The organism is Bosea sp. 685, from assembly GCF_031884435.1.
Taxonomy (GTDB): Bacteria; Pseudomonadota; Alphaproteobacteria; order Rhizobiales; family Beijerinckiaceae; genus Allobosea.
On record NZ_CP134779.1, the window covers coordinates 3232650 to 3255653 of the forward strand.

21 protein-coding genes are annotated in these 23004 nt (G+C 66.5%); 9 read left to right on the forward strand and 12 right to left on the reverse strand.

The features are described 5' to 3' along the window. Window positions 1–104 precede the first annotated feature (104 nt). Entirely contained in the window at window positions 105–1259 is a 1155-nt protein-coding gene (locus RMR04_RS16500) for a Gfo/Idh/MocA family protein (protein WP_311915696.1), read from the forward strand. Here the strand turns inward: RMR04_RS16500 and RMR04_RS16505 are convergent. The 3 genes from RMR04_RS16505 to RMR04_RS16515 all read right to left on the reverse strand — a co-directional run bounded on the left by RMR04_RS16505 (window position 1256) and on the right by RMR04_RS16515 (window position 4647). Further along, window positions 1256–2221 carry an IS481 family transposase gene (locus RMR04_RS16505; RefSeq protein WP_311915697.1) on the reverse strand — a complete coding sequence of 322 codons (966 nt, stop codon included), beginning with the start codon at window positions 2219–2221 and terminating at the stop codon, window positions 1256–1258. The two genes, RMR04_RS16500 and RMR04_RS16505, sit on opposite strands and share 4 nt — an antisense overlap. 192 nt (window positions 2222–2413) lie before the next feature. Then, window positions 2414–3844 (reverse strand): aldehyde dehydrogenase family protein, encoded by a 1431-nt coding sequence (locus RMR04_RS16510; RefSeq protein ID WP_311915698.1) that lies wholly within the window; start codon window positions 3842–3844, stop codon window positions 2414–2416. Window positions 3845–4149: 305 nt separating this feature from the next. Then, window positions 4150–4647 (reverse strand): GAF domain-containing protein, encoded by a 498-nt coding sequence (locus tag RMR04_RS16515; RefSeq protein ID WP_311915699.1) that lies wholly within the window; start codon window positions 4645–4647, stop codon window positions 4150–4152. A gap of 216 nt (window positions 4648–4863) precedes the next feature. Between RMR04_RS16515 and RMR04_RS16520 the strand changes: the two genes are divergently transcribed. The 7 genes from RMR04_RS16520 to RMR04_RS16550 all read left to right on the forward strand — a co-directional run bounded on the left by RMR04_RS16520 (window position 4864) and on the right by RMR04_RS16550 (window position 12590). Beyond that, window positions 4864–5421 carry a methylated-DNA--[protein]-cysteine S-methyltransferase gene (locus RMR04_RS16520; protein WP_311915700.1) on the forward strand — a complete coding sequence of 186 codons (558 nt, stop codon included), beginning with the start codon at window positions 4864–4866 and terminating at the stop codon, window positions 5419–5421. Between the two features lie 256 nt (window positions 5422–5677). Continuing rightward, the gene (locus RMR04_RS16525; RefSeq protein ID WP_311915701.1) at window positions 5678–7273 is read left to right on the forward strand and encodes an ABC transporter substrate-binding protein; all 1596 of its coding nucleotides are present in this window, start codon (window positions 5678–5680) and stop codon (window positions 7271–7273) included. Window positions 7274–7312: 39 nt separating this feature from the next. Continuing rightward, window positions 7313–8293 (forward strand): ABC transporter permease, encoded by a 981-nt coding sequence (locus RMR04_RS16530; protein ID WP_311915702.1) that lies wholly within the window; start codon window positions 7313–7315, stop codon window positions 8291–8293. After that, entirely contained in the window at window positions 8290–9126 is an 837-nt protein-coding gene (locus RMR04_RS16535; RefSeq protein WP_311915703.1) for an ABC transporter permease, read from the forward strand. The genes RMR04_RS16530 and RMR04_RS16535 overlap by 4 nt, the downstream gene beginning before the upstream one ends. A gap of 53 nt (window positions 9127–9179) precedes the next feature. Further along, window positions 9180–10442 (forward strand): acyl-CoA dehydrogenase family protein, encoded by a 1263-nt coding sequence (locus tag RMR04_RS16540; RefSeq protein ID WP_311915704.1) that lies wholly within the window; start codon window positions 9180–9182, stop codon window positions 10440–10442. Further along, window positions 10439–11827, forward strand: coding sequence for an LLM class flavin-dependent oxidoreductase (locus RMR04_RS16545; RefSeq protein WP_311915705.1), 1389 nt, complete (start codon window positions 10439–10441; stop codon window positions 11825–11827). The genes RMR04_RS16540 and RMR04_RS16545 overlap by 4 nt, the downstream gene beginning before the upstream one ends. Window positions 11828–12002: 175 nt before the next feature. Then, a complete protein-coding gene (locus RMR04_RS16550) occupies window positions 12003–12590 on the forward strand; it encodes an RBBP9/YdeN family alpha/beta hydrolase (protein ID WP_311915706.1) in 588 nt (195 codons plus the stop codon). 185 nt (window positions 12591–12775) lie between these two features. On the opposite strand, the gene RMR04_RS16555 is transcribed toward RMR04_RS16550, so the two are convergent. The 9 genes from RMR04_RS16555 to dapA all read right to left on the reverse strand — a co-directional run bounded on the left by RMR04_RS16555 (window position 12776) and on the right by dapA (window position 22073). Further along, window positions 12776–13702 carry a 2-hydroxyacid dehydrogenase gene (locus tag RMR04_RS16555; RefSeq protein ID WP_311915707.1) on the reverse strand — a complete coding sequence of 309 codons (927 nt, stop codon included), beginning with the start codon at window positions 13700–13702 and terminating at the stop codon, window positions 12776–12778. 111 nt (window positions 13703–13813) lie between these two features. After that, window positions 13814–14962 carry an alpha-hydroxy acid oxidase gene (locus RMR04_RS16560; RefSeq protein WP_311915708.1) on the reverse strand — a complete coding sequence of 383 codons (1149 nt, stop codon included), beginning with the start codon at window positions 14960–14962 and terminating at the stop codon, window positions 13814–13816. Then, on the reverse strand, window positions 14959–15927 hold the full coding sequence (locus tag RMR04_RS16565; RefSeq protein ID WP_311915709.1) for a hypothetical protein: 969 nt from the start codon (window positions 15925–15927) through the stop codon (window positions 14959–14961). The genes RMR04_RS16560 and RMR04_RS16565 overlap by 4 nt, the downstream gene beginning before the upstream one ends. After that, entirely contained in the window at window positions 15927–17201 is a 1275-nt protein-coding gene (locus tag RMR04_RS16570; RefSeq protein ID WP_311915710.1) for an NAD(P)/FAD-dependent oxidoreductase, read from the reverse strand. Before RMR04_RS16570 ends, RMR04_RS16565 begins: the two co-directional genes overlap by 1 nt. A gap of 15 nt (window positions 17202–17216) precedes the next feature. Next, window positions 17217–17978, reverse strand: a complete 762-nt coding sequence (locus tag RMR04_RS16575) for an amino acid ABC transporter ATP-binding protein (RefSeq protein WP_311915711.1) — start codon at window positions 17976–17978, stop codon at window positions 17217–17219. A 10-nt stretch (window positions 17979–17988) separates the two neighbouring features. Further along, entirely contained in the window at window positions 17989–18651 is a 663-nt protein-coding gene (locus tag RMR04_RS16580) for an amino acid ABC transporter permease (RefSeq protein ID WP_311915712.1), read from the reverse strand. A 103-nt stretch (window positions 18652–18754) separates the two neighbouring features. Continuing rightward, complete coding sequence (locus RMR04_RS16585) at window positions 18755–19603, reverse strand: transporter substrate-binding domain-containing protein (RefSeq protein ID WP_311915713.1); 849 nt, start codon at window positions 19601–19603, stop codon at window positions 18755–18757. 124 nt (window positions 19604–19727) lie between these two features. Beyond that, window positions 19728–21155 carry an FAD-binding oxidoreductase gene (locus RMR04_RS16590; protein ID WP_311915714.1) on the reverse strand — a complete coding sequence of 476 codons (1428 nt, stop codon included), beginning with the start codon at window positions 21153–21155 and terminating at the stop codon, window positions 19728–19730. Window positions 21156–21173: 18 nt separating this feature from the next. After that, window positions 21174–22073 (reverse strand): 4-hydroxy-tetrahydrodipicolinate synthase, encoded by a 900-nt coding sequence (dapA, locus tag RMR04_RS16595; RefSeq protein ID WP_310150937.1) that lies wholly within the window; start codon window positions 22071–22073, stop codon window positions 21174–21176. 257 nt (window positions 22074–22330) lie between these two features. On the opposite strand from dapA, the gene RMR04_RS16600 reads away from it, so the two are divergent. Then, window positions 22331–22990, forward strand: coding sequence for a helix-turn-helix domain-containing protein (locus tag RMR04_RS16600; protein ID WP_069691201.1), 660 nt, complete (start codon window positions 22331–22333; stop codon window positions 22988–22990). Window positions 22991–23004 lie beyond the last annotated feature (14 nt).

Below are 23004 nucleotides of genomic sequence, written 5' to 3' on the forward strand. Positions count from 1 at the left end.
TTCCCAAGGATGACTCGCAGATATACCGAATTTTTGCAGAGAGCGCGCGGGCCTAGCTTGGGTACCGAAACCGGCCTGCCATCCATGGTGGTCAGATGACGCCGATGGCAGAGCCGACACGGTATCCAGGAGAACGAAACATCATGCCAGGCCAACGTTTCGGAGTCGGCATCGTGGGCTTGCAGCCAGGCCGGAGCTGGGCTGCAAGATCCCATGTGCCTGCGTTGCGCGCGCTCTCGGACAGCTTCGAGATCATAGGCGTCGCCAATTCGAGCAGGGCGAGCGCCGAAGCGGCCGTTGCCGAGACCGGGCTTTCCCACGCCTTCGACACTGTCGCGGAGCTGATCGCGGCGCCGGAGGTCGACATCGTGACCGTCGCCGTAAAGGTGCCCCCTCACTTCGAGATCGTGAAAGCGGCCATCGCAGCGGGCAAACACGTCTATTGCGAATGGCCGCTCGGCAATGGCCTGGCCGAGGCAGAGGAGATGGCCGCACTGGCGGAAGCAAAAGGCATCCTGGGTGTCGTCGGTACACAGGCGCCGTTTGCGCCGGAAATCGCATATCTGAAGCAGCTTATCGCGGACGGCTTCGTCGGAGAGGTGCTGTCGACCACGATTGTCGCATGGGGCGGCGCCCTGCAGGGCGGAGGCAGCATTCCCGACAGGAAAACCTATGGCTATCTGCTGGATCGCAGCAATGGCGCCACCATGCTGACGATCCCGGTGGGCCATACGCTGGCAGCGCTTACGAGTGTGCTCGGATCCGTCACGGAGGTTTCGGCGGCGCTGGCGACGCGGCGCCCAACCGCGCTTGTGGTCGACACTGGCGAGATCATGCCCGTATCCGCCCCTGACCAAGTCCTCATCTCCGCAATGCTGAGCGGTGGCGTGCCGGTCTCGCTGCATTATCGTGGTGGCGAGCCGCGCGACGGCGATGGCCTGTTCTGGGAGATCAACGGAACAAAGGGCGACATCCGGGTCTCTGGCCCGTCCGGTCACACGCAGATGGTGCAGCTTTCCCTCAAAGGGATCAGGGGCGAGGAGACGGCATTCCGGCCTATCGAGGTGCCAACCTCATATCGCGCCGGCTGGCCGGACGATGTCGAGCCGAGCAATGTCGCTCGTGTCTATGCCGGCATGGCTCATGATCTGCGGCACGGCACGCGCACGACACCGCGTTTTGACGATGCTGTGGCCGTGCATCGCGTCATTGCGGCGATTGAGAGAGCCGCCGAGAGCGGAAGGCGGGTAACGCTCTAGATGTGGAGCCTCAACAGGTTGTCCTCGTCGAGAGCGAGTCTGCTGATTGGGGTTTTGGCCTGGATACCGCCATGTGGTCGATGCCAATTGTAGTGGTGGAGCCAGCGCGGCAGCTCTTCGGTTCGTCGGTCTGAGTGGTCATAGGGCCTGGCATAGGCCCATTCGCGCAGAGCGGTCTGGATGAAGCGCTCGGCCTTGCCGTTGGTCTTGGGCGTGTAGGGCTTGGTCCTGATGTGTCGCAGGCCGAGATCGCGGCAGGCGTCGCGGAAAGCGAAGGCTTTGTAGCATGAGCCGTTGTCGGTCATGACGCGGGTGACGGTGACGCCGAGGCGTTCGTAATAGGCCACCGCCGCCCTGAGGAAGGCGACGGCACTGAGCGCCTTCTCGTCCGGCTTCATCTCGACGAAGGCGAGCCGCGAGGCATCGTCGATGCAGACATGGGCGAACTCCCAGCCGAGACCTTCGCCGCGCCCGCGCCGGTTGCTCTGGCGGGTTCGGTCCCCGGTGATGCGGTGGCCGACACCGTCGATGCGGCCGAGCTTCTTGATGTCGATGTGGATCAACTCGCCGGGATGGGCGCGCTCGTAACGGCGCACCGGCTCGGCCGGCTCGAGGTCGCGCATCCGGCTCAATCGCGCCCGCCGCAGGATCCGGCTCACCGTCGCCGGCGAGACGCCGACCTGCCGGGCAATGGCCTGACCGCTCAGGCGCTGGCGCCGCAGCGCGATGATCTGCTCAATCTTGTCGTCAGGCGTCGGACGATGCAGACGGTGGGGCCGCGACGAGCGGTCGGCCAGACCCGCTACGCCCCCGGCGGCGAAACGTTCGATCCATTTATGGACGGTCTTCAGGCTGACGCCGACGCAGACCGCGATCTCGGCGGGCCTGCGCCCATCGGCCGCCATCCGCGTAATCCGCTCTCGACCCAGCCGCGTCAGACGGGCATTCTTGTGGATGTTCATCCGGTTCCTCCCCGAGGGATACTGAAGCTTCGCAACCTCAGCTTCCTCGCTCGGGACCGGATGGACAACCTATTGAGAGCTCACATCTAGACTGTCCCTGCGCAGCGCCGGCATGGTGCTTCGAAGGCATGAGCCTTCGCGCCGGCCCATTACGGCGGGGGCGAAAACGCCCCCGCCGCGGGATGAGCCTTCTCAGGCCGCCTCGAAGCCGACGGTGCCCTTGATCTCGAGGAACTCCTCGAGGCCGAAGCCGGCATATTCGCGGCCATTGCCGGACTGCTTGTAGCCGCCGAAGGGCGCGCCCGCGTCCCAGGCCGGGTAGTTGATGTAGACATTGCCGCTGCGCATCTTGGCGGCGACCTTGCGGGCGCGATCGAGCGAGCCGGACTGGACATAAGAGGCCAGCCCGTAAGGCGTGTCGTTCGCCCGCTCGATCACCTCATCCTCGCTGCCATAGGGCAGGATCGAGAGCACGGGGCCGAAGATCTCCTCGCGCGCGATCGCCATCTCGTCGGTGACGCCGCCGAACACGGTCGGGCGGACATAGTAGCCGCGGTTCAGCCCTTCCGGACGCCCCGTTCCACCGGTGACCAGCGTCGCGCCTTCCTTGATGCCAGCCTCGATCAGGCGCTGGATCTTCTCGTACTGCACCTCGCTGACGACGGGACCGAGGAAGACGCCGTCCGCCGACGGCGCGCCGACCTTGAGCGGCTCGGCGACCTGCTTGGCGATGGCGAGCGCCTCCTCATGCAGCTTCTCCGGTACGAACATCCGGGTCGGTGCATTGCAGGACTGGCCGGAGTTGCGCATGACGCTTTCGACGCCGAGCTTCACCGATTTCTGCAGATCGGCATCGTCCAGGATGATGTTGGCCGATTTGCCGCCGAGCTCCTGATGCACGCGCTTGACCGTATCGGCCGCGGCCTTGGCGACAAGGATGCCGGCGCGGGTCGAACCGGTGAAGGAGACCATGTCGACGCCCGGATGACGCGAGATCGCCTCGCCGACCGTCGGCCCGTCGCCGTTGACGAGGTTGAACACGCCCTTCGGCACGCCGGCCTCATGCATCGCCTCCGCGAAGATGATGGCGTTGATCGGGGCGATCTCACTGGGCTTCAGCACCATGGTGCAGCCGGCGGCAAGAGCCGGCGCGACCTTGCACATGATCTGGTTCAGCGGCCAGTTCCACGGCGTGATCATGCCGACGACGCCGATCGGCTCCTTTGCGATCAGGGTCGTGCCGCGCAGCTCCTCGAATTCGAAGGTCTCCAGCGTCTCGATCATCTTCGCCAGATGGGCGGTGCCCATGGCGGCCTGCGCCCGGTGGGCCAGCTCCTTCGGCGCGCCCATCTCACGCGAGAGCGCGTCGGCGATATCCGCATAACGGGCCTTATAGGCCTCGGCCAGACGGCGCATCAGCGCCAGGCGCTCGGCACGCGAGGTCGCGGCGAAGGCCGGGAAGGCGGCGCGGGCTGCAGCGACCGCCTTGTCGACATCGGCTTGCTCGCCGAGCGCGATCGTGGCGAAGGCCTCCTCCGTCGAAGGGTCGATCACGTCGAGCGTCTTGTTGCCCGAGGGCGCCACCCACTGACCATCGATGTAGAATTGCAAGGCGTGCGACATGATGCGTTCTCCGAAGGCTGATCTCAGCAGGTGATTATTCCCGACCGCCCGGATCCGCCCGCGCCGGCAATGATTGCAGGCGGGCGGGACAGGCGACCGGTCGGTCTGGTCTCGACAGCTTGGCGTTCCTCACGACCAAACGATGGCGCGCGGTTCGATCCCGCCCGCCGAAGCGACGAGGATCGGTCCGTGATCTGTCCGCACGCGCTTCGCGCTGTGTTCCGACAGTCATAACGATAGGCGGATGCCGGATGGTTGTCACGGCCGGATCGGCCCGGATTCAGGCATGGCCCCATGCCGCCATGTCAGGGCGCGATCGGAGCGCTCGCCGAGAGATAGATCGCGGCGATGGCTTCGATGCCGGCCTGATCGGCCGCGTCGAACCGGGCCGGATGCGGGCTGTCGAGGTCGATCACCCCGATCACCTCACCGTCGCGGAGCAAGGTCACGACCAGTTCCGAGCGGGAGGCCGCATCGCAGGCGATATGGCCGGGGAAGGCATGGACATCCTCGACCAGCATCGACTGCCGGCGCTCGACCGCAGCACCGCAGACGCCGCGCCCGACCGGAATGCGCACGCAGGCCGGCTTGCCCTGGAACGGCCCGAGCACGAGCTCGCCGTCGCGCATGATGTAGAAGCCGGCCCAGTTGAGGCCCGGCATCATCTGGAACAGCAGCGCCGAGGTGTTGGCGGCGTTGGCGATCGCATCGCCCTCCCCCACTAGGAGAGCCTCGAGCTGCTGCGACAATTCGCGATAGAATTCCGCCTTGTCGTCCGTCGCGATCGCGAGCGCTTCAAACATCGCCATTCCTCATCAGGGGGCCTGCCTAATCAAGATATCCTGGATGCCGGCATCCATCCGGCCCCTCCTAACATGTCGTGCACCGCTGCGACCATCGGTCCCGCGCACCGCATGGACATCTCCCAAGGGCATCTCCCATGGGCAGGAATCGGGTGGAGGACGGTGCCCTCAGTCCCTATCTCCAGGACCAGCAATCGGACCCGACAGGAGACAGCCATGCGCGACATCATCCGCTTTGCCTGGGGCAAAAGCACCCTGGGCGACTGTCTGGTCGCGACTTCAACCAAGGGCCTGGTCGCCTTCGAGTTCGCCAGCCAGCGCCCGGCCATGGAGGCGGCGCTGCATGCGCGCTTCCCGGACGCTGAGATCGACAGCGACGCAAGCGGCCTAGCTGAGCTCGCCGGCACGATAGCGCAATTGGTCAAGCAGCCCGGCCTCGCCCCGGACATCCCGCTCGATCTGCGCGGAACGCCCTATGAGATCAATGTCTGGCAGATGCTCCGGGATATCCCGGTCGGCGAGACTACCCATTACGGCGCCTTGGCCGCGCGGCTGGGCACGCGCGATGCCCGCGACGTCACCAAGGCGATCGCCGCCAACCCGATTGCGATCCTGGTGCCCTGTCACCGAGTCCTCAGGAAGGACGGCTCGATCTCGGGATATCGCTGGGGCGTGTACCGCAAGAAGGCGCTGCTGCAGCGCGAGAGAGACGCGGTCGCGAGATCAACGACGTTGCCGCGGGACGCGGATCACAGCCTTCGGCCAGCTGCCTGAATTATGCGGATCGGGGGGCATTCGCACCCTCGCCTCCTGCGCCCCAAGCCCGGTCGGCTCGTATCTGTGTTGGTGTATGCGCAGGGTTGGTTCATGCGCAGGACGCCGCCATAGCCGCACGCGAAAATCCTGGCGGTCACAGGGTGGGGACGGCGGCAATCGCCAGGGTCATGCCGCGTTGACATAATCTATAACTTCAATAGACAATATCGATATCTGGTTTGTGGCCCGGCTGGGCCCGATGCGGGAGATCGAGATGTCGAGGTTGATCCGGGCCCTGATGGTGACGGCGGCGCTCGCGGTGGCGGGTCATGCCGGAGCGCAGCAGAAGGACACGCCCGCCTATGGCGGCACGCTGAGCGCGATCGTTCATCCCGAGCCGCCGATCCTGTCGCCACTCCTGAACACGGCGACGCCGATCGTCCTCGTCGCCACCAAGATCAATGACGGGCTCGTCGACTATGCCAGCGACGGGACCATCGTTCCCAAGCTCGCCGAGAGCTGGGATTTCTCGAAGGACGGGCTGACGCTCGCCTTCAAGCTGCGCAAGGGCGTGACCTGGCATGACGGCAAGCCCTTCACCGCGGCGGATGTGAAGTTCTCGATCGAGGAAGGCCTGCTGAAATACTCCTCCACCGGCAAGCGCATCTTCAAGACGCTCGCCAAGGTCGAGACGCCAGACGACTACACGGTGGTGCTGACGCTCTCGCAGCCGACCCCGGTGATCTACCGCAACCTCAATTCCCAGGCGCTCTGGCTGCTGCCGAAGCATCTCTATGAAGGCACGGATATCCGCTCCAATCCGTGGAACGCCAAGCCGATCGGCACCGGGCCCTTTCGCTTCACCGAATATGTCCGCGGCAGCCATATCGCGCTCGATCGCAACCCGAACTACTGGGAGGCCGGCAAGCCCTATCTCGACCGGATCGTCTTCAAGGTGATCCCGGATGCGGCCGGACGCGCCGCCGCCTTCGAGACCGGCGCGGTCCAGTTCGGCCAGCAGCATCCGATTACCTTCGCCGATGCGGAACGCCTGAAGAAGACCGGCAAGTTCATCGTCGATACGCGCGGCTACGAGTTTTCGCCGACCTGGTTCTGGCTGGAGCCGAACCATAGGAACCAGTACCTGCAGCATCTCAAGGTGCGCCAGGCGATTGCCCATGCGATCGATCGCGGCCTGCTGCTGAAGACCGTCTGGGGCGGCTATGGCAAGCCCGCGGTCAGCCCGATCCCCTCCGCGCTCAAGCCGTTCCACCTGGGTGAGGGGCTGCAGCAATATCCGTTCGACCCCAAGAAGGCCGAGCAGCTACTCGACGAGGCCGGCTTCCCCCGCAAGGCCGACGGCTTCCGCTTCAAGCTGACCCATGACTTCATCCCCTATGGCGACGATTATCGCCGCACCGGCGAGTTCGTGCGCCAGGCGCTGCGCCGCGTTGGCATCGACGTGACGCTCGGCAGCCAGGACCTCACCACCTGGCTGAAGAGCGTCTTCACCGACTATAATTTCGACCTGATCAGCTCCTGGGGTGGCTCCGGCGCCGATCCGCAAATGGGCATCGAGACGCGCTTCTGGTCGAAGGCGCGCCAGCCCGGCACGGCCTGGACCGTCGTCTCCGAATACAAGAACGACGAGCTCGACGCGGCGCTGGAAGATGCGCAGACGCAGGTCGACCCGCAGAAGCGCGTCGAGGACTACAACACGCTCCAGCGCATCGTGCAGCGCGACCTCCCCCTCATCCCGCTTTTCGAGGTCGATTGGTTCTCCGTCTATGATAGCCGGCTCCGCGGCCTGACCGACACGCCCAACCAGCGGGCGGACAATTTCGCCGGCGTCTATTTCGCGTCCGAGTGAGCCGTCGAGGCCAGGAATCTACGCATCGGGAATCCACGCATGTTGCCCTATCTCGCGCGGCGCCTGCTGCTGGCAGTGCCATTGATCCTCGGGATCATCGCCTTCAATTTCTTCCTGCTCCAGCTGGCGCCCGGCGATCTCGCCGACGTGCTGGCGAGTGAACAGGGCGGCGCCGCCGCCGATGCCGGCTATGTCGCCGAACTGCGCAAGGCCTTCGGGCTCGACCTGCCGGTGCTGGCCCAGCTCGGCGTCTATCTCAAGAACGTCCTGACGCTGGATTTCGGCTTCTCCCATCGCTACGGCGTGCCGGTTGCGACCCTGATCACCGAGCGCCTGGGCGGCACGCTCTTGTTGGCGCTGACGAGCCTTGTGCTTGCCGTCGCGATCGGCACGGCGCTTGGGCTACTCGCTTCGCGCCGGCCCGGAGGGATCGTCGACAGCCTGGTCTCGGTCCTGTCGACGGTCGCCTATTCAGCCCCGCTCTTCTGGGTCGGGCTGATGCTGGTCGTGCTCTTCGGCGTCCATCTGCAATGGCTGCCGACAGGCGGCTTCCAGGAGGTGACGCAGGTTCCGCTGCGGGGGCTCGTCCTCTGGGGCGACCGCCTGCGCCATCTCGTTTTGCCCGCGACGACGCTGGCGCTGTTCTTCGTCGCGATCTATGCCCGCATGACCCGCGCCTCGATGATCGAGGCGATGAGCCAGGACTATATCCGCACGGCCCGCGCCAAAGGCCTGAGCGAAGGGCGCATCGCGCTTCGGCACGGCTTCCGCAACGCGCTCCTGCCACTCGTCACCATGGTCGGCCTCCAGGCAGGCTCCCTGCTCGGCGGCTCGGTCGTCGTCGAGACGGTGTTCGCCTGGCCCGGCATGGGCCGGCTCGCCTTCGAGGCGGTCAGCAACCGCGACCTCAACCTGCTGCTCTCGATCATGCTGCTCAGCTCCTTTGTCGTGGTGGCCGTCAACCTGACGGTCGACCTGCTCTATGCCTGGCTCGACCCGCGCATCGCGGTGAGCGCATGAGCCGGCCCTCGGTGCTGCGCACGCTGCTCTCCTCGCCTGCCGGCATCGTGGGCAGCCTGGTCGTGATCGGCGTGCTGGCGGCCGCCGTGACGGCGCCGCTGCTCTTCCCCGGCGACCCCTTCGACATGGTCGCCGCGCCCTTCACCTGGCCGGCGACCGACCGCGACTATCCGCTCGGCACCGATCTGATGGGGCGCGATATCGCGGCCGGCCTGTTCCACGGCGCCTCCGTCTCACTGATGGTGGGAGCGATCGCCGCCGCCATCGCGCTTGGCATCGGCGTCTCGCTTGGCGCCATCGCCGGCTATTACGGCGGCTGGATCGACGATGTCGTGATGCGGGTGACCGAGCTCTTCCAGACCATGCCGGCCTTCCTGCTGGCGATCGTACTCGTCGCGGTGCTCAACCCGTCGATCTTCACCATCATCCTGGCGCTCGGCGTCACGGCCTGGCCCGGCATCGCCCGCCTGACGCGGGCCGAGGTGATGACGCTGCGAGACCGTGATTTCGTCCAGGCATTGGTCGCCATGGGGATGCGGGACTGGCGCATCCTGGTGGTTCACATCATCCCCAACGCCATGACGCCCGTCATCGTGGCGGCCTCGATCCTGGTCGCGACAGCGATCCTCTCGGAGGCGGGCCTGTCCTTCCTCGGCCTCGGCGACCCCAACCATGTCAGCTGGGGCACGATGATCGGGGCCGGCCGCGATGCCCTGCGCACGGCCTGGTATCAGACCGCCATTCCCGGCCTCGCAATCATGGTCACGGTGCTCGCCCTGAACCTGCTCGGCGACGCCCTGAACCAGGCCCTCAACCCGAGGCTCAGGCGGTGACGGCCCGCCGCACAGCCTCAGCCCCCGTTTCGCAACCCCGCGAAGGACATCCGATGACCGAGCCCTTGAGCCTTGTTTCCACACATCCGGGCAAAGCCGTGCCCGGCGACTTTGAGGCGGCCGCCGCGCTGTTCCGGCCGATCTTCGCCCGGATCGCCGAAGGCGCCGTCGCGCGCGAACATGAGCGTCGCCTGCCTTTCGAGGAGGTCGCCTGGCTGAAGCAGCAGCGTTTCGGCGCCTTGCGCATTCCCGTAGAATTCGGCGGCTATGGGCTCGACCATGCCGGTTTCCTGCGCCTGCTGATCGAACTCGCCGCCGCCGATTCCAATGTCGCGCATCTGTTCCGCGGCCATATCGCCATCGTCGAGGACAGGCTCAGCGACGCCGATCCGCAGTCGCGTGCGATCTGGCTCGGCCGCTTCGGCCAGGGCGACATCATCGGCAACGCCTCGACCGAGCCCGACGGCGCCATTCTGGACAAGCGCTCGACCAGGCTCCACCAGGTCGATGGGCAGTGGCAGCTGAACGGCACGAAGTTCTACACCACCGGCAGCATCTTCGCCGACTGGATCGACGTCTCGGCCCGCCGCAGTGACGAGGCCCATGTCTCGGCGCTGGCCGCGCGCCACCACCCCGGCATCACAATCAGCGACGATTGGGACGGTTTCGGCCAGAAGCTGACCGGCACCGGCACCGGCGTCTTCGCCAATGTCCCGGTCGAGCCGCATGCGATCAGGACACGCGAGGAGCGCGCGCCCTATCTCACCGCGATCTACCAGGTCGTGCTGCTCGCGACGCTTGCCGGCATCGCCCGCGCCATCGTCACCGACACCGCAGCCCAGTTGCGCGCCCGGACGCGCGTCTACAGCCATGGCAACAGCGACCTCGCCAAGGACGATCCGCAATTGAAGCAGGTCGTCGGCGAGCTTGGCGCGGCCGCCTATGCCGCAGAGGCGCTGGTTCTGGCGACTGCGCCGGGCTTCGCCGCCGCGCAAGCCGCGACGGTGGGGGCCGATCGCGAAGCGGCGGTCGCTGCCGCCCAGGCGCTGGAGATCGAGGTCAACCAGGCGCAGGTCGCGATCGCCGACATCGTGCTGCGCTCCGCCTCGCGGCTGTTCGATGCGCTCGGCGCCTCGGCGGTGCGCCACGAAACCGCGCTCGACCGGCACTGGCGCAATGCCCGCACCATTCTCTCGCACAACCCCCTCGTCTACCGCGCCCGCATCGTCGGCGACTATCTCGTCAACGGAAAGCTGCCCGACCGCGTCTGGAGCGTCGGCATCGCCGAGCGCCCCATCAAGGAAGCCGCCGAATGAGCCAGGCCCGCAAGCAGATCCGGCTTAACGCGTTCGACATGAACTGCGTCGGGCATATTTCGCATGGCATGTGGACGCATCCACGCGACCGCTCGGCCCATTACACCGACATCGCCTATTGGCAGCATCTGGCGCGCACGCTGGAGCGTGGCCTGTTCGACGGGCTCTTCATCGCCGACATCATCGGCCTCTACGACGTCTATAAGGGCGGGCCGGAGACGGCGCTGATCACCGGGGCGCAGACGCCGCTGAACGACCCGATCCTGCTCGCCCCGATCATGGCAGCGGTGACGGAGCATCTCGGCTTCGGCATCACCGTCAACCTGACCTATGAACAGCCCTATCTGTTCGCGCGACGCTTCTCGACGCTCGACCACCTGACCAAGGGCCGGATTGGCTGGAACATCGTCACCGGCTATCTCGACAGCGCCGCGCGCGGCCTCGGCCAGGACAAGCTCCAGAACCATGACGGGCGCTACGACGTCGCCGACGAGTTCATGGAGGTGGTCTACAAGCTCTGGGAAGGAAGCTGGGAGGATGACGCGGTGCTGCGCGACCGCGAGCGCCGGATCTTCACCGATCCCTCCAAGGTCCACCGCATCAGCCATCGCGGCCCGCATTATCAGGTCGACGGCATCCATCTCAGCGAGCCCTCGCCGCAGCGCACGCCCCTGCTCTACCAGGCGGGCTCCTCCGATCGCGGCCGGCGCTTCGCCGGCGAGCATGCCGAATGCGTCTTCGTCAACGGCCCGAGCCGGGCGATCACGCGCTCCGTGGTCGAGGACATCCGCCGCAAGGCAGTGGCGGCTGGGCGCAGGCCCGACGACGTCAAGGCCTTCGTCGGCGTGACCGTGATCGTCGCCCCGACCGAGGCCGAGGCGCAGGACCTCTTCGCCGAATATCGCGAGCACGCCAGCGCGGACGGTGGCCTCGCCCATTTCTCGGCCTCGGTCGGGCTGGATTTCGCGGCTTACGACCCCGACGAGCCGATCAGCTTCGTCAAGAACGACGCCAACAACTCCGCGCTGGAAGCGATCACCAAGCGCAGCCCAGACAAGGTCTGGACGGTGCGCGCATTGCGCGAGCAGATGAAGCTCGGCAGCCGCAACCAGCCGATCGTCGGTAGCCCGTCCCAGGTCGCCGACCAGCTCGCCGCCTGGGTCGAGGAGGCCGATGTCGACGGCTTCAACCTGACCCGCACGGTCACGCCCGAAAGCGTCGAGGCCTTCGTCGACCTCGTGGTCCCGGAGCTGCAAGATCGAGGGCTCTACAAGACAGCCTATGAGGAGGGGCCGCTGCGGCAGAAGCTGTTTGGGGCGCCGCGCCTGCCCGACCGTCACCGCGCGGCCCAATTCCGCCGGAGCTGGCCCGCCGCCGCAGAGTGAGGGCTGCCTAGATTCTCGGCAGTTCTTCCCCCTGCCGCCGCGATCGGAACAGGCTTCTCCCAGGCACGCCTTCGGCGCGCCCAGTGTCCCACCAACCCATCGGAATTTGCCAACACGTTTCGTTGACCCGCCACGCCCCGCCCCCGATGATCGGAGGACATAGGGAACAACCGCCATGACAGTCCTCATCGTGCCCGGCCTCTACAATTCGGAGCCGGCACACTGGCAAAGCCGCTGGGAAACCGAGCTCGACCATGTCGAGCGTGTCGAGCAGCGCGATTGGGACGCGCCCGATCTCGACGAATGGATCGCGGCGCTTCGCGGCCATGTCGCGCGGCGCCCGGGCGCGATCCTCGTCGGCCACAGCCTCGGCGCGACGCTGATCGCCCATCTCGCCGCGCGCCATCCGGAACTGGCGATCGGCGGCGCGCTTCTGGTCGCCCCCGCCGATCCGGAACTGCGGATCTCACGCATTCGCGGCATCGCCTCGTTCGGGCCGCTGCCCGACGAGCCCTTCAGCTTCCCGGCCATCGTCGTCGCCAGCCGGACCGACCCCTATATGGCGCAGGACCGCGCCCATGTGATCGCCAATATGTGGGAGGCCGCCTTCGTCGATGCCGGCGACGCAGGCCATATCAACGTCGCCAGCGGCCATGGCGGCTGGCCCGAGGGCCTGCGGCTCCTCGACCAGTTGCTGGTGCGCCGGCGCGCCTTGCAGGCGACGAGCGCCCTCAACACGACGCTGGCCTCGCGAAGCCATTAGGCTGGGTGGCTGGCCACAGAACCATCATAGGGCGTCATTCTCGGGCTTGGCCCGAGAATCTGATGACCAGAGCGCGCTGGTTTACGAGATGGTCGGGTCAAGCCCGACCATGACGCGCTTCGGATCCCGGGACGACCTTCGGTCGCCCAGGATGACGCAGTGGTTCCGAGCACAGCTGACGCGCCCTAATAGCCGCGCTGTCGATCGATCAGGCCGATCGGATCCTTGCCGGCTCGCAGTAAATCGAGATTCCTCAGGATGACCTCCACTGAGGTGCCCGGCTGCGCCGAGCTCGCGATATGCGGCGTCAGCAGGATGCGCGGATGCGTCCACATCGGGTGATCGGGCGGCAGCGGCTCGGGGTCGGTGACGTCGAGCACCGCGCCGGAAATCTGCCCGCTATCCAGGGCCGCCAGCAAGGCGTCCTGATCGAGATGCCCGCCGCGCCCGACATTCACGAGCATGGCGCCGCGCGGCAGCTTGGCGAAGAGCTCGCTATTCAGGATGCCCTGGGTCTCCGCCGTCAATGGCAGGAGGCAGACCAGGATATCGCTGCGACCGAGGAAAGCATCGAACTCACCCTCCCCGGAAAAGGTCTCGATGCCTTCGATCTCATGCCGCGACCGGCTCCAGCCGGCGACCTTGAAGCCGGCATAAGCCAGTTTCTTGCACGCCAGACTGCCGAGCTGGCCAAGCCCGAGTACGCCTACGCGCCTTGTCCCCGCCGTCGCCGATGACAGCGGGTTCCAGAGCCCGCGCTGCTGCTGGTCCATATGGGTCAGGACATCGCAATGCAGGGACAGCACCGCCGTCGTGACGAACTCGGACATGATCTGCGGCACGCTCGGGTCGAGCATCCTGACGACCTTGACGTTTGGCGGCACCAGATCGAGGTTCAACTGGTCGACGCCGGCGCCGACCGAGAACAGCACTTCGAGATTGGGGTAGCCGGTCGCGATGTCGTCGGGCGGCAGCCAGACCGCCATGTATTTGACCAGCGCGGGATCGCCGACATCCGGCCAGATCCGGAACGGCAGATCGGGCTCGCGCTCCTCGAAGACGGCCTTCCAGTGATTGCCGCGCACAGCTTCGGACTTGTACAGAAAGATCATAGTTTTCCTCGCGCTACGGTGTGTTCCTAGCGTCCCGGAAAGGCTCTGTCTTGTATGCAATGATGGTCCGGGACCGGTCTTACGAAAAGGCCCCCCTCTCCAGCGGCAGCTTCAGCAGCGGCGCAGATCGGCCAGGCTGCGCGCGCCGAGCATGCCCATCGTCACATTGAGTTCATGGGTCAGGAGATCGAGGACGCGCTCTGCCCCATCAGCACCCCCGATCGCGACACCATAGAGCGTCGCGCGGCCGATCAGGACGCCGCTTGCGCCCAGCGCAAGGAAGCGGGCGATGTCGGCGCCACGGCGCACGCCGCTATCGGCGAGGATCTCCATACGGCCCCCGATCGCCGCGACGATGGCGGGCAGGACCTCGGTCGGACCGGGCGCGCAGTCGAGATTGCGCGCGCCATGGTTCGAGACCACGATCGCATCGACGCCATGCGAGAGCGCGGTCAACGCATCGTCGACGCGCAAGATGCCCTTGAGGATGAGCTTGCCCTTCCAGCGCTGGCGCAGCAGGCGGACATCCTCCCAGGTCACGTCGGTGGCGAGCGTCAGCTCGTCGGAGAGCGAGGTCCGGCCGAGCTTGGTGCGGAATTCCTCGGGATAATGCGCATAGGTCGGCACGCCCGTGGCGAGCAGCGAACGCAGCATCACCGAGGCCGTCCAACGCGGATGCAGCATCAGGTCGATGCCGGCGCGCGCTGAGGCCTTGAGCGGAATGCCAAAACCGTTGCGCAGATTATATTCGCGGTTGGGCCCGACGGCAGTATCGACCGTCAGCACCAGCGTTTCCGCCCCTGCCGCCCAGGCGCGGTCGATGAGCGCCAGCGTGCGCTGCCGGTTCTTCCAGACATAGAGCTGGAACCAGAGCTTTGCGCCCGATTCCGCAGCGATGCGCTCGACCGAGGTGATCGACTGGGTCGAGACACAGAAAGGGATGCCGGCGCGCGCCGCAGCCTTGGCGAGCGCGATCTCGCCATCATGCCAGACCAGCCCTGCCATGGCCGTGGGCGCGATCACCAGCGGAAGCGGCTGCGATTGGCCGAGAATTTCCGCCTCGAGTGAGCGCTGCGACACGTCGACCAGCACCGAGGGCGCGAGCCGGATCGCATCGAGCTGTCGACGGTTGCCGGAGATCGAGAGCTCGTCCTCGCTGCCGCGGTCGATATATTCGAACAAGCCGCGTGGCAGGCGGCGCTTGGCGGCCCGGCGCACGTCTTCGACATTCAGAATATGGGCGAAGGCGGGCTTGGTCATCGCGGCAATCTCAGGCCTATGCCCGCAATGCGCGCCCTGGCGACGACCAGATGCGCGAGCGCGAGATCGGCCAGGGCAAAGCCACGGAAGCAGAAAAAGGAGCGGCACCCGGCAGCCGTCGGATGCGGCGCATCAGCGAGCCCGACGAGATCGTGCTGAAAGCGGACGGTCGTCACCGGCTGGCCATCGACATCATAGGGCGCGCTCGACTGGGCGAGGCTGTCGGTCACGAGCACATCGAAGGCAGGCAGCGTTTCAGGACGCCAGCTGCGGCCGATATCGACCGCCGAGGCGAAGGCGACCGGCTTCATCCTATTGGCATCGAGGAAGGGCCGCAGCCCCGGCGCGCCGGGCACCATCGAGATCACGATGTCGCTTTGTGCGAGCAGCAGATCCGCATCATCGACCACCACCGCGGTGAGGCCACGCCGGGAGGCGGCTTCGGCGAGGCTCTCGGCCGAGGCGCGGCTACGGCTGAACAGCAGCGCGGAGGTCAGGCTCGGAAAGAGATCGAGGAACGCCGCGAGATGAGCGTGCGCCTGCAGCCCACAGCCGACGAATCCGATCGTGCGCGGCGCCGGCGGAGCGAGCCTGGATGCCGCAGCCACCGACAAGGCAGCGGTGCGGATCAGCGTGATCTCGTCACCGTCGAGCACCGCGATCGGCGCGCCACTCGCATAATCGCTGACGCAGATCAGCGCATTGATGCCCGGCACCGGACTCTTGGGTGGCACGGGCGCCATCGACACCCATTTCAGCGTGGCGATGGACTGCGCCTGGGAGGCGGCCGTCATCGCCTGAAAACCATGGCCGGGGCCGAGGCCGAGCGCGCTCTTCGGCAAGCTCTGGTTCAGCCCGGCGGCATGGTCGCGGAAGGCTTGCAATACGGCCTCGCGCGCCTCGCCGGGAGGGATGGCAAGCGCCTGGACATCGCCGCGCGAGAGATAGAGCAGCTCATTGCTCATCAGCCGAACCTCTTTGCCGAATAAGGAGACGGATCGAAAGGCGGGGCCCGCCCGTCGATCAGCGCCGCGACCAGCTTCGCCGTGGCCGGAGCCTGGATCAGCCCGGTATGGGCATGGCCGAAGGCGTGGACCACATCGCGGCATGCAGAGGCCGCTCCGATACAGGGCAGCCCGTCCGGCGTCGAGGGGCGATGGCCCATCCAGCGGTCGATCTCGGCGCGCCCGAATTGCTCGGCGAGCGCGGGGAACATAGAGCGGGCGAAGCCGAGCAGGATATCGGCGCGGCGCCAATCCGGCGGCGTCGAGACGGCCGCGAGTTCGACCTGCCCGGCGAGCCTCAGGCCCTGCGGCGTGGAGACCACGCCCATCTTGCCGTCGGACGGCATCAGCCCGGCGGCGAGCTCCACACCCGGATCTGGGATCACGACATGATAGCCGCGCTCCGAGATCAAAGGCACGGCGTCGCCGGCCTGGCGGGCGAGATCGCGCGAACCGATGCCGGCTGCGATCACGGCGCGGTCGCAGGCGACGGGACCGCAATCGGTCTCGACAGCGCTCAAGCGGCCACTGGTGATGCTGAAGCCTGTCGCGCGGGCGGTGACGCGCGTCGCTCCACGGTGCAGCGCCAATTCGGCCAGGGCCCGGCAATAGGCCCCGGGATCGGCGACCTGGCCGCCATCGTCGAGTCTTGCGCCGAAGCGATACGCTGCCCCGAGCTGCGGCAGCAGATGGCGCAGTTCATCTTCTTCGATCAGCGAGAAGCGCACGCCAAGCGCTGCGCGCATCTCCCATTCCAGGGCTTCCGCCAGGAACTCGGTGCGATCGCGATAGACGAAGATCAGCCCCTCCCTGCGGATCAGCTCCGGCACGCCGGCCTCCTGCGCCAAGGCGGCGTGGTCCGTGACCGTATCCTTGCAGAGCGGGTAGCGGGCGGCGACGCAGGCCTCGATCCGCGCCCAGCTGCGCCCGGCGAGGATGAAGCGCAGGAGCCAGCCGGCGATCCCGGGCAGATTACGCCAGCGGATCACGAAGGGGCCGGTCGGGTCGAGCAGGAAGCCCGGGATCTTGCGCCAGAGGCCGGGAACGGAGATCGGCATGATCGAGGCCGGGCTGAGCCAGGTGCCGTTGCCATAGGACGCCGCCTGCCGGCCGCCCGGCTCGTCGGGTTCGATCAGAACAACCCTGTGCCCGCAGCGCTGGACCTCCAGCGCCGTGCAGAGGCCGACGATACCGGCGCCGATAACGGCGACGGTCTGGGAGGTCTCGCGCGCCATCGCCCCCTGATCCGCTCAGCCGCGATTGTGGAAATGGCTGAGGAAGGCGCGGGTCGCGTCCTGCACCGGGTTCTCGATGACCTCGCGCGCCGGCCCCTCCTCGACGATCACGCCGTCGCGCATGAAGATGACGCGGTCGGCGACCTCGCGCGCAAAACCCATCTCATGGGTGACGATGATCATGGTCATGCCCTCGGCGGCGAGATCGCGCATCACGCCCAGGACCTCTCCGACGAGCTCGGGGTCGAGCGCCGAGGTCGCCTCGTCGAACAGCATCACCTCCGGCTCCATGGCGAGTGCGCGGGCAATCGCGACGCGCTGCTTCTGGCCGCCCGAGAGCTTGTTGGGGAAGGCATCGACCTTGTCGCTCAGGCCGACCTTGGCAAGCAGCCGGCGCGCCAGCGCCTGTGCCTCCGCCTTTGGCATGTTCTTCACCGAGAGCGGCCCCTCCATGACGTTCTGGAGGACGCTCATATGCGGGAACAGGTTGAAGTGCTGGAACACCATGCCGGTGTTGGAGCGGAAGCGGGCCTGCTCGCGCACGCCCGGGAGCTTCGAGCTGTCGCCGAAAGAGAAGCTGCTCTCGCCGATCCGGATCTTGCCGCCTTCGGGGATCACCAGCAGGTTCAGGCAGCGCAGCAGCGTCGACTTGCCCGAGCCGGAGGGGCCGATCAGCGCGACCACTGCGCCCGGCTCGACGGTGAGGTTGATGTCGCGCAGCACGGTCAGGGAGCCGAAGCTCTTGCGCAGGCCGGAGACCTCGATCTTGGGGTTCATCGTCCTGGCCTTAGTTGCTGTGCGCGAGTTGCTTTTCCGCGCGCTTGACGATCGCCGTCAGCGGCAGAAGCACGACGACATAGATAGCTGCGATCAGGGTGTAGGTCTCGAGCGCGCGATAGGTGTCCATCGCCACGATCTGGCCCTGATAGAGCAGATCCGGCACTGCCAGCACCGAGACCAGCGAGGTGTTCTTGAACTGGATGATCGACTGGTTCATCAGCGGCGGGATCATGCGCTTGATCGCCTGAGGCAGCACGATGCGGCGCATCACGCGGGCCGGCGTCATCCCGAGCGCGAGGCCCGCTTCGCTCTGGCCCGGCTCGATCGAGACGATGCCGCCGCGGATCACCTCAGCGTAGAACGATCCGCCATAGAGCGAGAGGGTCACGATCGCGGCGGGAAGCGCGTCGAGCTTAATGCCGGTCATGATCGGCAGGGCATAGTAGAACCACAGCAGCAGCACGAGCAGCGGCGTCAGCCGGAACATCTCGATATAGGCCCAGGAGAGCCAGCGCAGCACCGGCGAGCGCGAGATCTGGGCGATGCCTGCGACGAGCCCGACGGCCATGCCGAGGATGACGATCGCGATTGTCAATCCAATGGTCACCGCCGTCCCGGTCAGGAACAGCCAGCGATAGCCCCAGACGATGTCGAAATGCCACTGATACATTCTGTCCCTCCTCCGGGAGGTTATTGGCGCCGCGGCCTCAGTCAGGCAGAGACCGCGGCGCAAAGGCTCCGGGCCTGAGCCCGGAGCCGATGGTCGGAAGGCCTCAGAATGTGACGCCCGGAGGGATGTCGTCGAGCGACAGATCGACCTTGGCGAGGCTGGCTACGACCGCCTCGCGCACGATGCCGAGGCCGCGCGAATAGGTGATCCAGATCGAGACGAAATCGCGCCAGGTCTTGTCGGACTCGCGGCGGAAGCCGGCATTGGAGGTTGAGCCGAACAGAGGCTGCGGCACCACGACCTTGCCGAGCCCAGTGTCGCGCTTCACCGCACGGACGCCACCCATCCAGAAGATGCACTGGGCGTCGACACGGCCGCTGCGCAGGGCCAGCGTCGCCTCGTCGATCGACTTGAAGCGCACGATCTGCGCCTTGGGACAAAGCCGGCCGGCAACCTGGTCATGGGCGGAGCCGACATCGACCGAGATCTTGACCTTGGGGTCGTTGAGCTCGGCCCAAGTCTTGGGCTCGAAGCCCGGGCGCGCGATCACGACCAGCGCGCTGTCATAGACCGTGCCGGAGAAATCGATCGCCATGGCGCGCTTAGGCGTCGGGTTCAGGCCGAACATGATGTCGATCTTGTCGGCCTGCAGGTCGAGGATCGCATTGCCCCAGGTCGTCTCGACCAATTCGAGCTGCACGTCCATATCGGCAGCGAGCGCCGAGCCGATGTCGTAGAACTGGCCGGCCCATTTGCCCGTCGCCTGGTCCTTCATGAACCAGGGCGCGCCGGCAGCGACCGCGCCGAGGCGCAGCTTCTTGGTGGCGAGGATGCGGTCGAAGGTGTTCTGCGACGCGCTCTGGGCGCTGGCGCTGCTGGATGCCAGCGACAGCGCGGTGGCTGCCACGGCGCCGGCCCCGATCAGGCCGGCGAGATCCCTGCGTGCAATCATGTCGATTCTCCCGATAGTTGAAAACAAGCCTCGTAACCGATGAGGCAGGCACCCGCTTGCGTTGGCGGGCCTCCGTCCTGCGCCCCCCTCATCGAAGGCGACAGCGGATCGTCCCCCGGCTTCCTCACACGGCCTTCGCCGTGAGGAGGACGCCGGGGTTCATCAGATTCTGCGGGTCGAACAACGCCTTGACCCGCCCCATCAATTCGTAGCGGAGCGGATCGGCGAGACGCTCCAACTCCTCGGTGAGCTTGCGGCCGACACCGTGCTCGGCGCTGAAGGTGCCCTCGAAAACCGCGGCCGCATCATGGATCGCCCGCTCGACCTCGAGCGCGAAGGCATCCTCATCCTCCAGGCTGTTCCAGAATTCGCGCTGGAACATCAGGATGTAATGCACATTGCCGTCGCCGAGATGGCAGACGACCTGCGTCACCGCCTGCGGAAAGCGCTCGGCGGCGACCTTGTCGGCGGCAGCGATGAAGGCGGCCGCGTCCGAGGTCCGCACCGCAACGTCATGGACGATGCCGATGCCTTCCTTCTTGTTCGCCTCCGAGACGGAATGGCGGACATGCCAGAAATCGGCGGCCTGCTGTTCGGACACGGCCACGATCGCGTCGATGATGCCGCCGCTCTCCAGCGCGGCGCCCAGCACCTCTTCCAGGATCGCATTCAGCGCGGTCGTGGCGTCCTCGCTGCCGAGTTCGATGAGCAGCGACCAGGCCGGGATCTCGGCGAAGGGAATGCGCACCCGCTCCTCATGCCGGCGCACCAGCTCGAACTGCGAGGCCGAGACCAGCTCAAAAGCCTGGATGTAGGATCCGGCACGACCCTGCAGCGCCGTCAGCAGCGAAACCGCCGCCGCCGGATCAGCGACCGAAACCCAGGCATGGGCCGTGTTCGGCGTCTGGGGATGGAGCCTGAGCGCCGCCCCGGTGATGATGCCGAGCGTGCCTTCCGCGCCGATGAAGAGATGGCGCAGCATATAGCCGGTATTGTCCTTGCGCAGCCCCGCAAGGTCGGTGAGCACGCGCCCGTCGGCGAGCACGATCTCGAGCCCGGCGACGAGATCGCGCATCGGCCCGTAGCGGACAACGCCGGTCCCGCCGGCATTGGTCGAGATCAGGCCGCCGATCTGGGCGCTGCCTTCGCTGCCGAGATGCAGCGGAAACTGGCGCCCTGCCCTCACGGCCGCCTCATGCAGATCCCCGAGGACGACGCCGGCATCGACGGTGGCGATCCCCGTCGCCTGATCGAGCGCGCGGATGCGGTTGAGCCGGCGCAGCGAGAGCACGACTCCGATCTTGCCGGGCCGGTCGCTCTCCGGCACCGCGCCGAAGCACAAGCCTGTGTTGCCGCCGACGGGAAAGACGGGTTGCCCCTCAGTGGCGCAGAGCGCGACCACCGCGGAAACCTCCGCCGTCGTCGCCGGGGACACCACGCAAAGCGCCTGGCCGCGCCGACGCTGGCGCCAATCGGTGAGCCAGGGCTCCATCTCACCGGGATCGGTGATCAGGCCCTTGTCTCCGACGATGGCGCGCAACTGCTCGAGCACGACAGGGCCCTTCCAGGATCAGGCGAGGTTGACGGCTTTGGCGCCTTGCGCGGCGACCTTTAGCTTCGCCAGCGTCTCCGGGCTCGGGCCCAGCAGCGGCAGGCGCACACCGCCGACAGGCATGCCGGCAAGCTCCATATAGGTCTTCAGCGGGCCGGGATTGGTCTCGATATAGATCGCGTCGGTGACCGGATCGATCTTGTCCTGAAGCTTGAGGGCCTCCTTGAGCTTGCCCTCCCGGGCGAGCTCGAAGATCTCGATCCAGATCTTCGGATAGATCGTGGCGGAGGCGAGGACACCGCCTTTGGCACCGAGCGCGATATGGGTGGCGAAGAGCGGCTCCTCGCCGCTCAGGATCGCGATCTTGTCGCCAGCATATTTCACCGTGCGGATGAAGTCCGGCATGTCATAGGAGGAGTACTTCATGCCGATGATCGAGCGGTCCTCGGCCATGGCCTGGACCGTGTCGGCGAAGGCCGCGACCGTGGTGCGGCGCGGGATCTGGTAGAGCATCACCGGCAGGTCGAGCGCATCGCGGTAGCGGCGGAAATAGGCGCGCATGCCTTCTTGCGTGCCGGGGGCGTAGTAAGGCGTCACGGTCATCACCGCGGCGGCGCCGGCGGCGGCAAAGTCGCGCCCGGCTTCCAGCGCGTCCTCGAAGCCGGTCGAGAGCACGCCGGGGATGACCGGCTTGCCGTCAGCCGCCTCGACGCAGGCCGCGACGATGTCGCGGCGCTCGCTGCGGGAAAAGGCAGGATACTCGCCGGTGCCGCCGATCGGCACGATGCCCTGGGCACCGGCGGCGAGCTGGAAGCGAACGAGCGCCTGCAACCCTTTGATATCGACGGCCCCGTCCTGCGTCAGCGGGGTGACGATCGCGGTGTAGAGGCCGCTCAAATGATCTTGCGTGAGTGTCATCCGACTTAAATCCTTGCGCCTAGCTCTGCCGCCTTCGCATCCGGAACCGGCGCCGTGCCGGCCCCGGAAAAGTTTTGCCGGCGCGCTGTCGGAAACGCAGCCTCATCGACGATCCGGCGGCTGTCAATATGAAAATAGAAAAATGTCTTATACGACATTTTATGTCGAAAGCGGGCAGACAGCGCGCTTCCCTTGGCCTAAGCTGGCGACTATGAGGTGCTCTCACTGGTTGCACTGGATCGCGAGGGAGAAGCAGCATGCCGGAAATCTCGCTGGCTGAACGGGGCGATGCCGTTCGCGAAGCGACCGAGTATGGCGAGCGCGATTCCGCCCGGACCGGGGATGACCTCAGATCCGCGGTCGATATCGGCGCCCACCTGCTGAAGCTGCGCAAGAGCCGGGGACTGACGCTCCAGGAGGTCAGCACGCTGACCGGTGTCTCGGCATCGGCGTTCTCGAAGATCGAACGCAACGAATTGTCGCCGACGATCTCGACCATGCAGAGGATCGCGCAGGGGCTCGGCGTCGAACTCGTCACCCTGCTGACCGATCAGGACAACAGCGTTGGCGCCTTTGGCGGCCGGCGCAGCATCAGCCGCGCCGGCGCGGGCAGCCGGCATACGACCGGCACCTGCAACAATGTGCTGCTTTGCGCCGATTTGAAGAACAAGCGTGCCACCCCGATCCTGACCACGGTGACGGCGCGCTCCCCCGACGAATACCCGGCCTGGGCCAAGTCGGAAGCGGAGATCTTCGTGATGGTGCAGGAAGGCACGCTCGTCGTGCACAGCCGCCTCTACGAGCCGCTGGAACTGAACAAGGGCGACTCGGTCTATTACGACGCCACGACCGAGCACACCTGGACCTCGAAGGGCCCCACCAATGCGGTGGTGCTCTGGGTTCTCGTCGACCTCTGAAGGTGAGCGTGCGG

What these genes read in the sequence shown, in the direction of transcription:
- RMR04_RS16500 (WP_311915696.1), top strand. Translation starts at nt 105, where the DNA reads ATGGCAGAGCCGACACGGTATCCAGGAGAACGAAACATCATGCCAGGC.
- RMR04_RS16505 (WP_311915697.1), bottom strand. Translation starts at nt 2,221, where the DNA reads ATGAACATCCACAAGAATGCCCGTCTGACGCGGCTGGGTCGAGAGCGG.
- RMR04_RS16510 (WP_311915698.1), bottom strand. Translation starts at nt 3,844, where the DNA reads ATGTCGCACGCCTTGCAATTCTACATCGATGGTCAGTGGGTGGCGCCC.
- RMR04_RS16515 (WP_311915699.1), bottom strand. Translation starts at nt 4,647, where the DNA reads ATGTTTGAAGCGCTCGCGATCGCGACGGACGACAAGGCGGAATTCTAT.
- RMR04_RS16520 (WP_311915700.1), top strand. Translation starts at nt 4,864, where the DNA reads ATGCGCGACATCATCCGCTTTGCCTGGGGCAAAAGCACCCTGGGCGAC.
- RMR04_RS16525 (WP_311915701.1), top strand. Translation starts at nt 5,678, where the DNA reads ATGTCGAGGTTGATCCGGGCCCTGATGGTGACGGCGGCGCTCGCGGTG.
- RMR04_RS16530 (WP_311915702.1), top strand. Translation starts at nt 7,313, where the DNA reads ATGTTGCCCTATCTCGCGCGGCGCCTGCTGCTGGCAGTGCCATTGATC.
- RMR04_RS16535 (WP_311915703.1), top strand. Translation starts at nt 8,290, where the DNA reads ATGAGCCGGCCCTCGGTGCTGCGCACGCTGCTCTCCTCGCCTGCCGGC.
- RMR04_RS16540 (WP_311915704.1), top strand. Translation starts at nt 9,180, where the DNA reads ATGACCGAGCCCTTGAGCCTTGTTTCCACACATCCGGGCAAAGCCGTG.
- RMR04_RS16545 (WP_311915705.1), top strand. Translation starts at nt 10,439, where the DNA reads ATGAGCCAGGCCCGCAAGCAGATCCGGCTTAACGCGTTCGACATGAAC.
- RMR04_RS16550 (WP_311915706.1), top strand. Translation starts at nt 12,003, where the DNA reads ATGACAGTCCTCATCGTGCCCGGCCTCTACAATTCGGAGCCGGCACAC.
- RMR04_RS16555 (WP_311915707.1), bottom strand. Translation starts at nt 13,702, where the DNA reads ATGATCTTTCTGTACAAGTCCGAAGCTGTGCGCGGCAATCACTGGAAG.
- RMR04_RS16560 (WP_311915708.1), bottom strand. Translation starts at nt 14,962, where the DNA reads ATGACCAAGCCCGCCTTCGCCCATATTCTGAATGTCGAAGACGTGCGC.
- RMR04_RS16565 (WP_311915709.1), bottom strand. Translation starts at nt 15,927, where the DNA reads ATGAGCAATGAGCTGCTCTATCTCTCGCGCGGCGATGTCCAGGCGCTT.
- RMR04_RS16570 (WP_311915710.1), bottom strand. Translation starts at nt 17,201, where the DNA reads ATGGCGCGCGAGACCTCCCAGACCGTCGCCGTTATCGGCGCCGGTATC.
- RMR04_RS16575 (WP_311915711.1), bottom strand. Translation starts at nt 17,978, where the DNA reads ATGAACCCCAAGATCGAGGTCTCCGGCCTGCGCAAGAGCTTCGGCTCC.
- RMR04_RS16580 (WP_311915712.1), bottom strand. Translation starts at nt 18,651, where the DNA reads ATGTATCAGTGGCATTTCGACATCGTCTGGGGCTATCGCTGGCTGTTC.
- RMR04_RS16585 (WP_311915713.1), bottom strand. Translation starts at nt 19,603, where the DNA reads ATGATTGCACGCAGGGATCTCGCCGGCCTGATCGGGGCCGGCGCCGTG.
- dapA (WP_310150937.1), bottom strand. Translation starts at nt 22,073, where the DNA reads ATGACACTCACGCAAGATCATTTGAGCGGCCTCTACACCGCGATCGTC.
- RMR04_RS16600 (WP_069691201.1), top strand. Translation starts at nt 22,331, where the DNA reads ATGCCGGAAATCTCGCTGGCTGAACGGGGCGATGCCGTTCGCGAAGCG.